Here is a 13393-nt window from a genome sequence, read left to right as displayed (position 1 = left end):
TATGTAAGCTCAGCCGCCAGCGACATGACCATGTCGCCTGTGCACCGGGACTATCGGCCTTTCCCCACCACGGATAGTGAGATCGCAGACGGATGTTGCAAGAACATCGGTGGGAGGACAGCAATGAGCGGCGAGACCGACCTGAAGAAACTTCTGGCGACGATGACACCGCAATTGCTTGCCGGCATCCATGTCTTCGTCACCTTGCCACCCGGTGAGCCGGTTCCCGGCAGGCTCGACCCGGTGATGCTGTTTCGCGAGCACGAGGGCACGACGCTGATCGTGCTCGAGGATCAGGCAAGGGCGGCCGGCCTGGACGGCGTATTCCCCAGCCGCATGATCACCCTGAACATCCATTCCTCACTCGAAGACGTCGGCTTCCTCGCCGCCGTCACCACACGGCTGGCGGCCGCCGGCATGGGCGTCAACCCGGTCTCGGCTTTTTATCACGACCACCTGTTCGTGCCGGCCGACAGGGCGGAAGAGGCGTTGGCGATGTTGGAAAAGCTGGCGGAGGAGAGCCGGAGGTGATGCCGGCCAATGCGAAGTCTGAAACGCCGGCGCCGCCCCTCATCCCCCTGCCGGGATATTCTCCCCGTGAACGGGGAGAAGGGGAGCTGACGGCCGAAGGCCGAGCCCGCGACTGCGGGCCGCCGGTCGTCCGGCGCGCCCGCGCAGGGCCAGCCGCGGTAGCGGCGGTGCGGCCCGTGAGCGAGAATCAAGCCGCCTTCTTCTTCGGCTGGATCAGTCCGCGCTCGACCAGCAACTCGGCGATCTGCACAGCGTTGAGCGCCGCGCCCTTGCGCAGATTGTCGGAGACGATCCACATCGACAGGCCGTTGTCGATGGTCGAGTCCTCGCGGATGCGCGAGATGAAGGTGGCGTCCTCGCCAGCCGATTCCAGCGGCGTGATGTAGCCGCCGTCCTCGCGCTTGTCCAGGACCTGGCAGCCCGGCGCCTCGCGCAGGATATCGCGCGCCTCGTCGGCGGTGATCGGCTTTTCGAACTCGATGTTGACCGCTTCCGAATGGCCGATGAACACCGGCACGCGCACGCAGGTCGCCGTCAGCTTGATCTTGGGATCGAGCATCTTCTTGGTCTCGGCCACCATCTTCCACTCTTCCTTGGTGAAGCCGTCGTCGAGGAAGACGTCGATATGCGGGATGACGTTGAAGGCGATGCGCTTGGTGAACTTCTTGACGTCGACGGTATCGGCGACGAACACGGCCCGCGTCTGCGTGAACAATTCGTCCATGCCTTCCTTGCCGGCGCCGGATACCGACTGGTAGGTGGCGACGACGACGCGCTTGATGGTGGCGGCGTCATGCAGCGGCTTCAGCGCCACCACGAGCTGCGCCGTCGAGCAGTTGGGGTTGGCGATGATGTTCTTGCGGGTAAACAGCGAGATCGCATCCGGGTTCACTTCCGGCACGATCAGCGGCACGTCCTGGTCGTAGCGGAAGGCTGACGAATTATCGATGACGACGCAGCCCTGCTTGCCGATCTTCGGCGACCATTCCTTCGAGACATTGCCGCCGGCCGACATGATGCAGATGTCGGTGTCGGAAAAGTCATATTGGTCGAGCGCCCTGACCTTCAGCGTGCGGTCGCCGAACGACACTTCCGTGCCCTGGCTGCGCCGCGAGGCCAGCGCCACCACTTCGCTCACCGGAAAACCGCGCTCTTCCAGTATGTTGAGCATTTCCCGGCCCACATTGCCTGTGGCGCCGACGATCGCAACCTTGAAACTCATCAGAAATCTCCTGTCCCTCTCCGCTTTGGTTTGGAGAAAACCCGCCGGCCGATGCGGGTTTCAACCCCCGGGCCGGACCCGGGAGAGGGTGGTTAGGCCAAGGGAATCACACCGTTTTGGTGGTGGTTTTGCCGATTTCTTTGGCCAAGAATGGGGTTTTGGCGGAACGGTAAGACACGCCGAAGCACCCGGCCCAATGCTGCGCATCGTTGCTGGGGGCATCGACTGCAAGAAGAGCCATCAAAAGGCCGCGCATCGAGGACGATCCCGTTCGATGCGGGCTTTTACGCGCTTTGCGCAAAGAGTCAATTGCAACGAGCACCGCGCTTGCCCTGTACAATGACAGCGGCGCGAAGTACGAACGGCGGGACCGTCCGGCTCATTGAGCGTCTCTGTGCCCGCCGACGAAAGCCCATTGCCGGGCACAGAAGTATCCGATTCCGAAAGAGCAAGATGTCCAATTTCGATAGTATTGTTCCTGCGCTGGCAGCGGCGCTGGAAAAACGCGGCTATGTCGCGCTGACGCCGGTGCAGAAGGCGGTTCTGGCCCCCGAGCTCGGCGAGGCCGATGCACTGGTTTCGGCGCAGACCGGCTCCGGCAAGACTGTCGCCTTCGGCCTTGCCCTGGCGCCGACCCTGCTCGGCGGCGCCGAGCGCTTTCCCCACGCCGCTGCACCGCTGGCGCTGGCCGTGGCGCCGACACGCGAGCTCGCCCTGCAAGTGACGCGCGAACTGGAATGGCTTTACGAGCTGACCGGCGCCACGGTGGCGTCCTGCGTCGGCGGCATGGACATGCGCACCGAGCGGCGCGCGCTCGAGCGCGGCGCGCATATCGTCGTCGGCACGCCCGGACGCTTGCGCGACCACATCACCCGGCACTCGCTCGACATGTCGGCGTTGAAGGCCGTGGTGCTCGACGAGGCCGACGAGATGCTCGACCTCGGCTTTCGCGAGGATCTGGAATTCATCCTCGACGCCGCTCCGGCCGAGCGCCGCACCTTGATGTTTTCCGCCACCGTGCCGCGCTCCATCGCCACGCTCGCCCAGGGCTACCAGCGCAATGCCGTGCGCATCTCGGCCGCCGGCGAGGAGAAGCAGCATCTCGACATCGAGTACCGGGCGTTGAGCGTCGCCCCGGCCGACCGGGAAAACGCCATCATCAACGTGCTGCGCTACTACGAGGCCAAGAACGCGCTGGTGTTCTGCAACACCCGCGCCGCCGTCAATCATCTGACCGCGCGCTTCAACAACCGCAATTTCTCCGTCGTGGCGCTGTCGGGCGAGCTCAGCCAGAACGAGCGCAGCCACGCGCTGCAGGCGATGCGCGACGGCCGCGCAAAAGTCTGCATCGCCACCGATGTCGCGGCGCGCGGCATCGACTTGCCCAATCTCGAACTGGTCATCCATGCCGACCTGCCAACCAATCCGGAGACGCTGCTGCACCGCAGCGGGCGCACGGGACGCGCGGGGCGAAAGGGCGTCAGCGCGCTGATCGTGCCCAACAGCGCCCGCCGGCGCACGGAACGGCTTTTGCAGAACGCCGGGCTCAAGGCAACATGGGCGAGCCCGCCCTCGGCCGACGACGTGCTCAGGCGCGACGACGAGCGCATCCTCGCCGATCCGGCCTTCAGCGAACCGGTGAGCGATGACGAGCGCGGCTTCGTCGACACGCTTCTGGAGAGACATGGCGCCGAACTGGTGGCGGCCGCTTTCGTGCGCATGTGCCGCTCCAGCCGCTCGGCGCCGGAGGATCTTTTGGACATCGCGCCATTCACCCCGTCCGGCGAGAAGTTTGCGCGGCGCGACGAGCAACCCAGTCGCCGCGACGATTTCGGCGCCAGCGTCTGGTTCTCGCTGTCGGTCGGCCGCCGGCAAAATGCCGAGCCGCGCTGGCTGATCCCGATGCTGTGCCGCACCGGCAGCATCACCAAGCGCGAGATCGGCGCCATCAAGATGCAGCCGGAGGAAACCTTCGTGCAGATATCAGCCGATTGGGCCGACCGCTTCCTCGCCGCGATCGGGCCGGATCGCAAGCTGCAGAACAACATCGCGGTGAAGCGGCTCGAAGGCACGCCCGATCTGTCGCGGGCCGGCTATCAGCCGCCGAAGCCCGACAAGAAGCCGCATCGCGGCAAGGGAGCGTTCGATCCGAACGCGCCCAAGCCGAAATTCGAAAAGCGCGCGCCGGCCGGGCAGCACGATGCCGGCACCTTCGAGGCAAAGCCCTGGGCAAAGAAGCCGGGCAAGCCGAAGTTCGACAAGGCCGGACCGGCGAAACACAAGAAATCGAAGACGCGACCGGCGTAGCGATCTGCACGCCATCGTTGGTATCCTGTCATAGCCTGCAAAGGGCTGTCTTCCGCCAAGGCAATCGATTCAGGTTTGCGCTGCCCCTCATCCGCCTGCCGCTCCCCGTAAACGGGGAGAAGCCGGCTGGTCGCAAGCCTCGGCGTTCTTTCCGCAACGCCAGTGATTGGCGAAACCGGCGATGACGGCTCACTTCTCCCCGTCACTATACGGGGAGAAGTGCCCGGTCCACTCTCCGCAGCTGCAGCGCAGCTGCTGCGGAGGACGGGCATGGCGATGAGAGGCGGCGCCGACTTCGACGATCGGTCGTCTTCAACACAAGTGGGGCGCTATCACTGCCTGGAGCGATTGCTTCTCCATTTTCACACACCCCTTGCGGTTCGCTGGAACTTTGAACAGTCTGGGCAAGACGCGAATGGGGTGGGCAAAGCATGCGCGGCGAGGTTCTTCACTATGACGAAGACCAGGGCTTCGGTTTTATCACCGGAGCGGACGGCAATCGCTACACTTTCGCGCGCGAGAATCTGCGCCGCGAGACGTCGATGGCCAAGGGCACGCTGGTCGAGTTCCAGCCGGGTGGCGGAAAAGCGCGCGACGTTTTTTCGGTCCGCGAGCAAACAGCCGATCCGGCCGCTGACGCCGCACCGTCTCAGTCCACCAGCACCCCCGAAGCGCCCAAGCCGCAACATTTCGGCCGGTTCGCCGAGAACGAGTCCGCTGCGGCCACCGGATTATGGGATTACTTCTGGCGGGGTCTGATCGAGAATTACTTCAACTTCGCCGGTCGCGCCCGCCGCAAGGAATATTGGGGCTATTGCCTGTTCTGGACGATCGCGCTGCTGGTGATTGGCGGCATCGGCGTCTTCATCGACGACGCCATGGCCAATCTCGACGAATTGCCGGCAGTGACGGTCGGCCTTTGCGGCCTCTTCCTGCTGGCGACAGTACTGCCATGGCTCGGACTCAACGTGCGTCGCCTGCACGATCTCGGCCTGACCGGCTGGCTCGTCCTGCTTTTCCTGATCCCGACCTTCGGCGGCCTGATCCTGCTGGTCTTCGCACTGTTCCCGACTCGAGGCCGCGAGAACCAGTGGGGTCCGGTGCCGGCAGGCGTCAGGATCTAGCCAGGACTTTCTTGAGCGCCTCCCCGGACAGCCTGAGAAAGACCTTCTGGTCGTGACGCTCAGCGCCGAGCCTGGCATAGAAACGTAGCGCGCCTTCGTTCCAGTCCTCCGTGGTCAGGTCGATGCGGCCGATGCCTTGGCTGAGGCAATGGCCGGCGAGAAAGCCAATCAACGCCCGGCCGACGCCTTCGTTGTGGGCGCCACCGCGCACGAACAGATCCTTGAGGAACATGAGCCGCTCGAGATCGATGCCGGGATGCGCGATGGCGACCGAGGCCAGACCCGACACCTCGCCATCGAAGAAGGCGAGCGCGAAATGCGGATAGGCTGGGCTTTCCTCGCCAAGCCATTTGTGCGCCGCAGACAGTGCCCGCTCATGATCGAGAGGCGGCTGGCGGTAATGCACCGCCATCTCGCACAGGATGGTAGCGAGTGCCGCCGCATCACCGGTCGTCGCCCAGCGGACGTCGACCGCCATGGATCAGCCCAGGAACCTGGCGATGATCGCATCGCCCATCTCAACGGTGCCGACCTCGGTCATGCCCTCGGACAGGATGTCCTTGGTGCGCAGCCCATCGTCGAGCACGGCGGCGATCGCACCTTCGAGCCTGTCGGCTTCCGCCGCCATGCCGAAGGAATAGCGCAGGCACATGGCGAAGGAGGCGATCATGGCGATCGGGTTGGCGATGCCCTTGCCTGATATGTCGGGCGCCGAGCCATGCACCGGTTCATAGAGCGCCTTGCGCTTTTTCGTCTTGGCATCCGGCGCGCCGAGCGACGCCGAAGGCAGCATGCCGATCGAGCCGGTCAGCATGGCGGCGATGTCGGACAGCATGTCGCCGAACAGATTGTCGGTGACGATGACGTCGAACTGTTTCGGCCAGCGCACCAGCTGCATGCCGCCGGCATCGGCCAGCATGTGGTCCAGCTTGACGTCGGCATATCTGGCCTTGTGGGTTTGAGTGACGACCTCGTTCCACAGCACGCCCGACTTCATGACGTTGCGCTTTTCCATCGAGGTGACATGGTTCTTGCGCGTCCGCGCCAGCTCAAACGCAACACCGGAAATGCGCTCGATCTCGAACGTGTCGTAGACCTGGGTGTCGATGCCGCGCTTCTGGCCGTTGCCGAGGTCGATGATCTGCTTCGGCTCGCCGAAATAGACGCCGCCGGTGAGTTCGCGCACGATCAATATATCGAGACCCTCGACCACCTCCTGCTTGAGCGAGGATGACGCCGCCAGCGCCGGATAGCAGATCGCCGGTCGAAGATTGGCGAACAGCTCCATGTCCTTGCGCAGCCGCAGCAGTCCGGCTTCCGGGCGCACCTCGTAAGGCACCGCATCCCATTTCGGCCCGCCGACGGCGCCGAACAGCACGGCATCCGCCGCCATCGCCTTCTCCATGTCGGCATCGGAGATCGCCGCGCCATGCGCGTCGTAGGCACAGCCGCCGACCAGGCCTTCGTCGGTGGTAAAACTGCTGCCGAGCTTGTCGTTCATGGCGGCAATCAGCTTCTTCACTTCGGCCATCGCCTCGGGGCCGATGCCGTCGCCGGCAAGCAGGAGAAGATTTTTCGAAGCCATGGAGAACCGTCCCAATATTGTTCGGAGAAACCGCGGCCTTGCTAAACGCCAAGCGCCCGGCGCGCAAGCCTGCGCATGGGAAGCGTGGTCACCGATGCGCGAGAATGTTGACCAGCCGGCCGAACGGATCGCGCACATAGAAGCGCCGTACGCCCCAGGGCTCGTCGGCTGGCCCGTATTCGATGGCGAAGCCGGCGGTCTTCATCGCGTCGAGCGCCGCATCGACATCGTCGACCTCGATCGACAGGTCCGGCACCGGCGTGCCGGAGCCGCCCTGGGCCATGAAGCTGATCTGCACGGTCATTGTCTCCTGCGCGCCATAGGTGGCGATCCAGCCCAGATCCATCTTGAGATCGAGGCCGAGCACGTCCTGGTAGAAGCGCTTTGCCGCAGCGATATCCTGCGTGTCTATGTTTGCAACGATGCGCCGGACTTTCATCGAACCGTCCGCCGCAGCGCCGTGACTTCGATCTCGATCTTCATCTCGGGCTTGTTGAGCTGGCAGACGATCATCGTCGCCGCCGGCCTGATCTCGCCAAACGCCTCGCCAAGGATCGGGAAGACGATATCCACGAAAGCCTGGTCGGTGATGTAGTAGTGCGCCCGCACGACATCGGCCATGTCGAAGCCGCCATCCCGCAACGCCTTGGAAATCGTCGCCAGGCAATTGCGCGTCTGCGCCTCGACCGTCTCCGGCATCGTCATGGTGGCATAGTCGTAACCGGTCGTTCCGGAGACAAAACACCAGTCGCCCTGTACGACCGCACGCGAATAGCCGGCGGTTTTTTCAAAGGGCGATCCGGTGGAGATGAGTTTTCGCATGGGTTCCTCGCGGTGGTTGCCGGCATTTTGCGCGGAAAAGGCAGGGCTGACCATGGGCCAAAGCGGTTGATGTCGGCGGGACAGCACCCCCCTCTGGCCTGCCGGCCATCTCCCCCGCAAGGAGGGAGATCGGCGGTCGCGACGGTTTTCGCCGATCATCGCCGTTGCAAGATAGGCGGAACGACGAAGCTGCCAATCTCCCTCCTTGCGGGGGAGATGCCCGGCAGGGCAGAGGGGGGTGGGACGGATCGCGGCGGAACAGTTTCTGCGGCACGACGTTGCGGTCGCCGCCGCCGGACAAAACCTTAGTTCGCCGACCCCAGCGCCTTGTCCAGCGCCTCCTTGATGTCAGCCGGCCAGGTCTTCATCGCCGGCCACGCGTCCGGCTCGCCATTGTCACCTTGCCGGGCGAAATAGAGCGTCTGCCTGGCCGGGTCGACCGCCATGAAACCGTCATTGCCGCCGCAATCATGCGGCACGCAGCCGCTGGCGTAAAACGCGCCCGACGCCATCTTCTCGGTGCCGCCGCCGACCAGCAGGCTGGTCGCCATGTCGGTCATTTCCTTGCCGAGCAGTTTCTCGGCCTCCTTGTAGACGGCCTCATTGTGGAAAGCATCGATGATGTTGTCGTATTTCGCCGGGTCGATGTCCTTCCAGTCGGTACCGGGTTCCGGCATGTAAGCGAGATTGCCGGAAATCGTCAGCCCACCGGTCGGCGACCATTGCAGCGCCGGCTTCGAATCGCCGGGCAGCAGATAAGGCACGAAATAGATGGCGTTGTCGGACACCGCCGCCGGCGGCGCGCCGCATTCGTCCTGTTCGACCGTCGTCGACTGGATCGTGCCGCCTTCCGGCTTCCACACGATCAGCTTGGCCGGCCCGCACTGGTTGCCGCCGTCGCCGACATCGACCAGAGCCACATCGACGCCGCCGACCTTGACTATTCTGTCGAAGAACACGTCGTAATTGCTCGCCAGCTGCTTGCCGTCGAAGGCCAGCACCTTTTCGCCATACTGCTCCTGTTGCGTGATGGTCAGCTGGCCGCCCGCGAACGGGATCGGCGCCTGCTTGTCGTCATCGGCGTCGGCGGCATCCGTCCCCGTGCCCTGGTCGGCGACTGGCTTCTCGGCCGCTGGCGCCAGCTGCGTAGTGGGCGTCTCGGTCTGCGCATAGGCGCTCGCCACCGGTCCCAGCATCACCGCAACGGCGCAAGCGCCGACAAGAAGCGAGCGTGTCATGACTTTCCTCCGCCACGAACCCGGCTTGTGGCGGCCGGGCTATCCGTTAGACCGTACCGCTCAGGCCCAGGGGCGCAGCTCGGCGTTCTTCTTCTCGAACGAGGCGATGGCGCCGGCCTTCTCCATGGTCAGGCCGATGTCGTCGAGGCCGTTGAGCAGGCAGTGCCGCTTGAAGTCGTCGAGGTCGAACTTGACCACGCCGCCATCCGGCCCGCGGATCTCCTTGGCTTCGAGATCGATCGACAGCGTGGCGTTGGAGCCGCGCGAGGCATCGTCCATCAGCTTTTCCAGATCCTCGGGGCTGACGGTGATCGGCAGCACGCCGTTCTTGAAGCAGTTGTTGTAGAAAATGTCGGCGAACGAGGTCGAGATGACACAGCGAATGCCGAAATCGAGCAGCGCCCACGGCGCATGCTCGCGGCTCGAGCCGCAGCCGAAATTGTCGCCGGCGACCAGGATCTGCGCCTTGCGATAGGCCGGCTTGTTGAGCACGAAATCCGGGTTTTCCGAGCCGTCGTCCTTGTAGCGCATCTCGGCGAACAGGCCGGTGCCCAGCCCGGTGCGCTTGATCGTCTTGAGATAGTCCTTGGGGATGATCATGTCGGTGTCGACATTGACGATCGGCATGGGTGCCGCGACGCCGGTGAGCCTGGTGAATTTTTCCATGGTTTTTGCCCGTGTTTCGTTGCGGGGATTTTGCTGCCGCCCGGTTTACACAAAGCCGCGGGCAAATAAAAGGCAACTGTTTGTGCACGGCCCATGGAGCACAAGGCGTCGAGCGAAAACGGCTTCGAAATCGCCGCTCCTTGGTGCAATCTGGGGGCCACGAGCAAACACTCCCACATCCTTTATGCCAGCGAGCCGGCCCTCGATGCGGCCGAGTTCTGCCGCGTGCTGGTGGAATCCGGCCGCGGCGCAAGGAGGGAGATTGGCTGTCATCCCGGCTTTCGCCAATCACCAGCGTTGGAAGGTTGGAGCCGCCAGTCAAGCTTCGATCTCCCTCCTTGCGGGGGAGATGGCCGGCAGGCCAGAGGGGGGTGGGCGGGAACTCGATCGACGGCTTTATCCAGCACGGCCCGCCAGTGTTAAATCACATTCAACTCCCGAAACGCCCTTCCCTCGGCAACCCGGCTGTACCCAAACGCCGCGCAGTCCACCGTACGGTAGCCGCCATGCACGATCAGCTCGGCCAGCGCCTTGCCGGCCGCCGGCGCCTGCTGCAGGCCGTGGCCGGAAAAGCCATTGGCGAACAGGAAATTCGCGACCTGCGGATGCGGGCCGATCACCGCGTTCTGGTCGAGCGTGTTGTAGTCGTAGTGCCCGGCCCACGCCCGTGTCGGCTTGATTGCTTCGAAGGCTGGAATACGGGTCGCCAGCACCGGCCAGATCACCTCTTCGAACAGTGGCCAGTCCGGCTCGAAATCCTTTGGATCGGCCGGGCCGTCGCCCTCTTCCGGCTCGGCGCCGCCGGTGATGTAGACCGAGCCTTCCGGCCGGACATAGATACCTGAGGGATCGACCAGCAGCGGCATGTCGGCATATTTCTCGCGCGCCTCGAAGACGAAGACGTTGCGTTTGCGCGGCTCGACCGGCAGCGAAAGCCCGGCCATGCCGGCCACCTTGCCGGCATTCGGCCCGGCGGCGTTTATGACGATGCCGGCTTCGAGCCTCTTGCCATTGTCGAGGCTGACGCCGGTGACGCGATCGCCCTGCCGCTCGATGCCGATGACATCGGCCGTGATGAAATCGATCTTTTTCTCGCGCAGCGCCTTGCGAAACAGCATCAGCATCGCATGGGCGTCGAACCAGCCCTCGCCGCTGCGGCCATAGGCGCCGGCGGCGATGCCCTCAGTCGACAGCCAGGGGAAGCGGCGCGTGAGCTGGTCGGCATCTTCCAGCACAATGTCGGCGCCCTCGGCCATCTGCGCCTCGTGATTCGCCTTGAGGATCGGCAGGCCGTTCTCGCCGGCCAGGATGAGATAGCCGCCTTCGCGAAAGCCGATATCGGCATCGGCGCCAAAAACCTCCGTCAGCCGCCGGAACAGTTCCAGCGTGAACTGCGACAGGCGGATGTTTTCGGGGATCGAGAATTGCTGGCGGATGGAGGCGCAGGACAGCGTCGTCGCCGCATGGGCGAATTGCGGATCGCGCTCGACCAGCGCGATCGTGCCCGAAAACCCCTCCTCGCGCAGATAATAGGCGACCGAGGAGCCGACGATGGCTCCACCGATGATGATGACGTCGTAGCGCACTTTTTTCTCCGATCCGCCGGCGCCTCACGCAACCGGCAAAATGATCTCGAAGCGCGTGCCGCGCCCGGAGTCAACCAGCCGGATCGTGCCATCATGCGCTTTCAGGAGGGCCAGCACGATGCCCAGGCCCATGCCGGTGCCGCCGGAATCGCGGCGCGTGGTGAAGAACGGCTCGAAGATGCGGTCCCGGTTGCTCGGCGAAATGCCGGCGCCGTCATCGCTCACCAGAACCGTCGCCTTGCCGTCCGCGCTGCTTGCCGTGAGCGAAACCGCGCTCGCGCCGTGCCGCGCCGAATTGTCGATCAGATTGGCAAGCACGATTGCCGCGCTCTCGCCCGAGATGCGCAGGCCGGTATCGCCGCCCGCCTCGACATGGACCGCCAGTCTTTTGTCCACGGGCAAAAGCGCCAGTGCGGCGCCCATCGATGTGGTTTCGCCGCTGGGGGCGAGGTTTTCGGCGCGCGCCAGGTCGAGCAGGCGGCGCACCAGCAGATTGAGCCGTCCGGCATCGGTGACGATATTGTTCGAAAACCGCTTCCGCTCGGCCTCGTCCATGGCGGTGCCCGAATCGCGCAGCAGCTCCGCCGCGCCCTGGATCGCCGTCAGCGGCGATTTGAGCTCGTGCGAGACGTGGGTGGCGAAGGTCTGGATGCTGTCGGAGCGCGCATGCAGCTTTTCGGCCATGTCGAGGAAAGCCGCCGAAAGCTCGGCCATCTCGCGCGTGCCGTGATGGTCGAGCGGCCTGATCGCCGTACGGTCGCCGGCAGCGATCCGCTCTGTCCGCTCCATCAGCGCGTAGATCGGCCGGCTGACGGTGCGCAGGAAGACGAAGCCGATGAGCAGCGTACCGCCGAGAATGGCGATGGCCGCGAGCGTCACCTTGCCGCGCTCGCCATAGAGATGCTTGACGATGTTGTTCGGCGTCCGCGACAGATAGACGACGCCTGCGACCTTGCCGTCGACGGCGACCGGCATGGCGACGAAGACGCGCACCTTGGTGCCCCGGCTCACCGAATAGAGCGGCGGCGCCGGCTGGTCGGGGATCCGCGGCCTGAGCGCGCTGGCATAGCGGCCGGCGAGCGCCTCGCGCACCTCCTCGACGCCGGCGAGTGACTGGCCGACCTCTTCGCGCCCGGCAATGACGACGCCCCTGGGATCGAGCAGCCGGAACCCGGCCAGCGTGGTTTTCTGTGTGGCGTCGAGAATGCCCGACAGACGCGCGCCGATCGCCGCAAAGACTGGGTCGAGACTGGCGGCAACGGCGGCGGGCCGGGTCGGAAGAACGCTGTCGGAGGCGAGATCTAGGCTCGGCTCGATCGGCCGGTAACGGGGGTCCGGCTCGGTGCTCCTGCTCGGATATTCACTCGCCTCCGCGGGCATCGGCGCGCCGAGCCTCTCGGCCGGAATGCCGGCCTCGCGGACATCCCACGCATAGATCGCGGCGAGCGCCTCGCCTTGCGCGATCAGCTCGGCCTCGGTCTGGCGGATCAGCTGGTTCTCGTAGAGCCTGAAGAAGAACAGGCCGACCAGCGGCAGCGCCATCACCATGATCAGGATGGCGACGACGATCGTGGCCAGCCGCGGCCGCCATTTGCCGCCGATCCATTTTTGCGCGCTCACGCGCCGCATTTGCCGAGGCGGAAGCCGACGCCGTGCACGGTCTCGATCGCATCCTCGCAGCCGGCCGCCGCCAGCTTGGCGCGGATGTTGCGGATATGGCTGTCGACGGTGCGGCCGGCGACATGGATGTTGGCGGCATAGGCGCTGGCCATCACCCTCTCGCGGTCGAGCACATGCGCAGGGCGCGCCAAAAACCCTTTCAGGATCGAGAATTCGATTGCGGTCAGCGCCAACGTCTTGCCGTCGAAGCTGGCGGTATGGCTGGCCGGCACCAGAGTGAGCCTGCCATGGGAGAAGAGCCGGTCGTCGATCTCGACCGGCGCCGGGCGGGCGCGCCGCAGGATGACGTTGACGCGGGCGACCAGTTCGCGCGGGCTGAACGGCTTGGTGACATAGTCGTCGCCGCCCATTTCCAGCCCGAGCACCCGGTCGATCTCTTCATCGCGCGCGGACAGGAACAGCACCGGCACATCGGATCGCTGCCTGAGCCGCCGGCACACCTCCAGCCCGTCCATCTCGGGCATGCCGATGTCGAGCACGACAAGATCGGGCGCTCGGCGTTCGATCGCCTGCAAGGCGGCCGCGCCGTCGGCGACGGGAAGCGTCTTCATCCCTGCTTTTTCCAGCGCAAAGCAGATGATCTCGCGGATATGCGGGTCGTCGTCGGCGACGAGGATGTGATGCGGCATGGA

At 64.8% G+C, this 13393-nt stretch carries 14 protein-coding genes; 3 read left to right on the top strand and 11 right to left on the bottom strand.

The window, feature by feature from the left end:
- Nucleotides 1-123 precede the first annotated feature (123 nt).
- Entirely contained in the window at nucleotides 124-531 is a 408-nt protein-coding gene (locus tag MESS2_RS06420) for an ACT domain-containing protein (RefSeq protein WP_008873336.1), read from the top strand.
- Between the two features lie 187 nt (nucleotides 532-718).
- Here MESS2_RS06420 and MESS2_RS06415 read toward each other — a convergent pair whose 3' ends face one another.
- Entirely contained in the window at nucleotides 719-1753 is a 1035-nt protein-coding gene (locus MESS2_RS06415) for an aspartate-semialdehyde dehydrogenase (RefSeq protein WP_008873335.1), read from the bottom strand.
- A 106-nt stretch (nucleotides 1754-1859) separates the two neighbouring features.
- Nucleotides 1860-2009: a hypothetical protein gene (locus MESS2_RS32145; RefSeq protein WP_157357628.1), complete on the bottom strand. Its 150-nt coding sequence runs from the start codon at nucleotides 2007-2009 to the stop codon at nucleotides 1860-1862.
- 197 nt (nucleotides 2010-2206) lie between these two features.
- On the opposite strand from MESS2_RS32145, the gene MESS2_RS06410 reads away from it, so the two are divergent.
- Both MESS2_RS06410 and MESS2_RS06405 read left to right on the top strand, forming a co-directional pair.
- Entirely contained in the window at nucleotides 2207-4060 is a 1854-nt protein-coding gene (locus MESS2_RS06410) for a DEAD/DEAH box helicase (protein ID WP_008873333.1), read from the top strand.
- A 431-nt stretch (nucleotides 4061-4491) separates the two neighbouring features.
- A complete protein-coding gene (locus MESS2_RS06405; RefSeq protein WP_008873332.1) occupies nucleotides 4492-5184 on the top strand; it encodes a DUF805 domain-containing protein in 693 nt (230 codons plus the stop codon).
- On the opposite strand, the gene MESS2_RS06400 is transcribed toward MESS2_RS06405, so the two are convergent.
- From MESS2_RS06400 to MESS2_RS06360, 9 genes are all read right to left on the bottom strand, one after another.
- The gene (locus tag MESS2_RS06400) at nucleotides 5174-5662 is read right to left on the bottom strand and encodes a GNAT family N-acetyltransferase (protein ID WP_008873331.1); all 489 of its coding nucleotides are present in this window, start codon (nucleotides 5660-5662) and stop codon (nucleotides 5174-5176) included. The genes MESS2_RS06405 and MESS2_RS06400 overlap by 11 nt on opposite strands.
- A gap of 3 nt (nucleotides 5663-5665) precedes the next feature.
- Nucleotides 5666-6769: a 3-isopropylmalate dehydrogenase gene (leuB, locus tag MESS2_RS06395; protein ID WP_008873330.1), complete on the bottom strand. Its 1104-nt coding sequence runs from the start codon at nucleotides 6767-6769 to the stop codon at nucleotides 5666-5668.
- Nucleotides 6770-6857: 88 nt separating this feature from the next.
- On the bottom strand, nucleotides 6858-7208 hold the full coding sequence (locus MESS2_RS06390; RefSeq protein WP_008873329.1) for a VOC family protein: 351 nt from the start codon (nucleotides 7206-7208) through the stop codon (nucleotides 6858-6860).
- On the bottom strand, nucleotides 7205-7591 hold the full coding sequence (locus tag MESS2_RS06385) for a RidA family protein (RefSeq protein ID WP_008873328.1): 387 nt from the start codon (nucleotides 7589-7591) through the stop codon (nucleotides 7205-7207). The genes MESS2_RS06390 and MESS2_RS06385 overlap by 4 nt, the downstream gene beginning before the upstream one ends.
- A 305-nt stretch (nucleotides 7592-7896) precedes the next feature.
- Nucleotides 7897-8829 (bottom strand): hypothetical protein, encoded by a 933-nt coding sequence (locus MESS2_RS06380; RefSeq protein WP_008873327.1) that lies wholly within the window; start codon nucleotides 8827-8829, stop codon nucleotides 7897-7899.
- Nucleotides 8830-8889: 60 nt separating this feature from the next.
- A complete protein-coding gene (gene leuD, locus MESS2_RS06375) occupies nucleotides 8890-9495 on the bottom strand; it encodes a 3-isopropylmalate dehydratase small subunit (RefSeq protein ID WP_008873326.1) in 606 nt (201 codons plus the stop codon).
- A 419-nt stretch (nucleotides 9496-9914) separates the two neighbouring features.
- Entirely contained in the window at nucleotides 9915-11081 is a 1167-nt protein-coding gene (locus MESS2_RS06370; protein WP_008873325.1) for an NAD(P)/FAD-dependent oxidoreductase, read from the bottom strand.
- A gap of 24 nt (nucleotides 11082-11105) precedes the next feature.
- Nucleotides 11106-12710 (bottom strand): ATP-binding protein, encoded by a 1605-nt coding sequence (locus MESS2_RS06365; RefSeq protein ID WP_040592323.1) that lies wholly within the window; start codon nucleotides 12708-12710, stop codon nucleotides 11106-11108.
- A complete protein-coding gene (locus MESS2_RS06360; RefSeq protein ID WP_008873323.1) occupies nucleotides 12698-13390 on the bottom strand; it encodes a response regulator transcription factor in 693 nt (230 codons plus the stop codon). The genes MESS2_RS06365 and MESS2_RS06360 overlap by 13 nt, the downstream gene beginning before the upstream one ends.
- Between the last annotated feature and the right edge of the window lie 3 nt (nucleotides 13391-13393).

The sequence above is a fragment of the Mesorhizobium metallidurans STM 2683 genome (genome assembly GCF_000350085.1).
Taxonomy (GTDB): Bacteria; Pseudomonadota; Alphaproteobacteria; order Rhizobiales; family Rhizobiaceae; genus Mesorhizobium; species Mesorhizobium metallidurans.
Note: the sequence above shows the minus strand (reverse complement) of the source record. Positions and strands in the feature narration are given on the sequence as shown.

Excerpts from the sequence above, each read along its gene's own strand:
- MESS2_RS32145 (WP_157357628.1), bottom strand. The coding sequence starts at position 2,009 with ATGCGCGGCCTTTTGATGGCTCTTCTTGCAGTCGATGCCCCCAGCAAC.
- MESS2_RS06360 (WP_008873323.1), bottom strand. The coding sequence starts at position 13,390 with ATGCCGCATCACATCCTCGTCGCCGACGACGACCCGCATATCCGCGAG.
- MESS2_RS06385 (WP_008873328.1), bottom strand. The coding sequence starts at position 7,591 with ATGCGAAAACTCATCTCCACCGGATCGCCCTTTGAAAAAACCGCCGGC.
- MESS2_RS06380 (WP_008873327.1), bottom strand. The coding sequence starts at position 8,829 with ATGACACGCTCGCTTCTTGTCGGCGCTTGCGCCGTTGCGGTGATGCTG.
- MESS2_RS06365 (WP_040592323.1), bottom strand. The coding sequence starts at position 12,710 with ATGCGGCGCGTGAGCGCGCAAAAATGGATCGGCGGCAAATGGCGGCCG.
- leuD (WP_008873326.1), bottom strand. The coding sequence starts at position 9,495 with ATGGAAAAATTCACCAGGCTCACCGGCGTCGCGGCACCCATGCCGATC.
- MESS2_RS06390 (WP_008873329.1), bottom strand. The coding sequence starts at position 7,208 with ATGAAAGTCCGGCGCATCGTTGCAAACATAGACACGCAGGATATCGCT.
- MESS2_RS06415 (WP_008873335.1), bottom strand. The coding sequence starts at position 1,753 with ATGAGTTTCAAGGTTGCGATCGTCGGCGCCACAGGCAATGTGGGCCGG.
- MESS2_RS06420 (WP_008873336.1), top strand. The coding sequence starts at position 124 with ATGAGCGGCGAGACCGACCTGAAGAAACTTCTGGCGACGATGACACCG.
- MESS2_RS06405 (WP_008873332.1), top strand. The coding sequence starts at position 4,492 with ATGCGCGGCGAGGTTCTTCACTATGACGAAGACCAGGGCTTCGGTTTT.
- leuB (WP_008873330.1), bottom strand. The coding sequence starts at position 6,769 with ATGGCTTCGAAAAATCTTCTCCTGCTTGCCGGCGACGGCATCGGCCCC.
- MESS2_RS06400 (WP_008873331.1), bottom strand. The coding sequence starts at position 5,662 with ATGGCGGTCGACGTCCGCTGGGCGACGACCGGTGATGCGGCGGCACTC.
- MESS2_RS06410 (WP_008873333.1), top strand. The coding sequence starts at position 2,207 with ATGTCCAATTTCGATAGTATTGTTCCTGCGCTGGCAGCGGCGCTGGAA.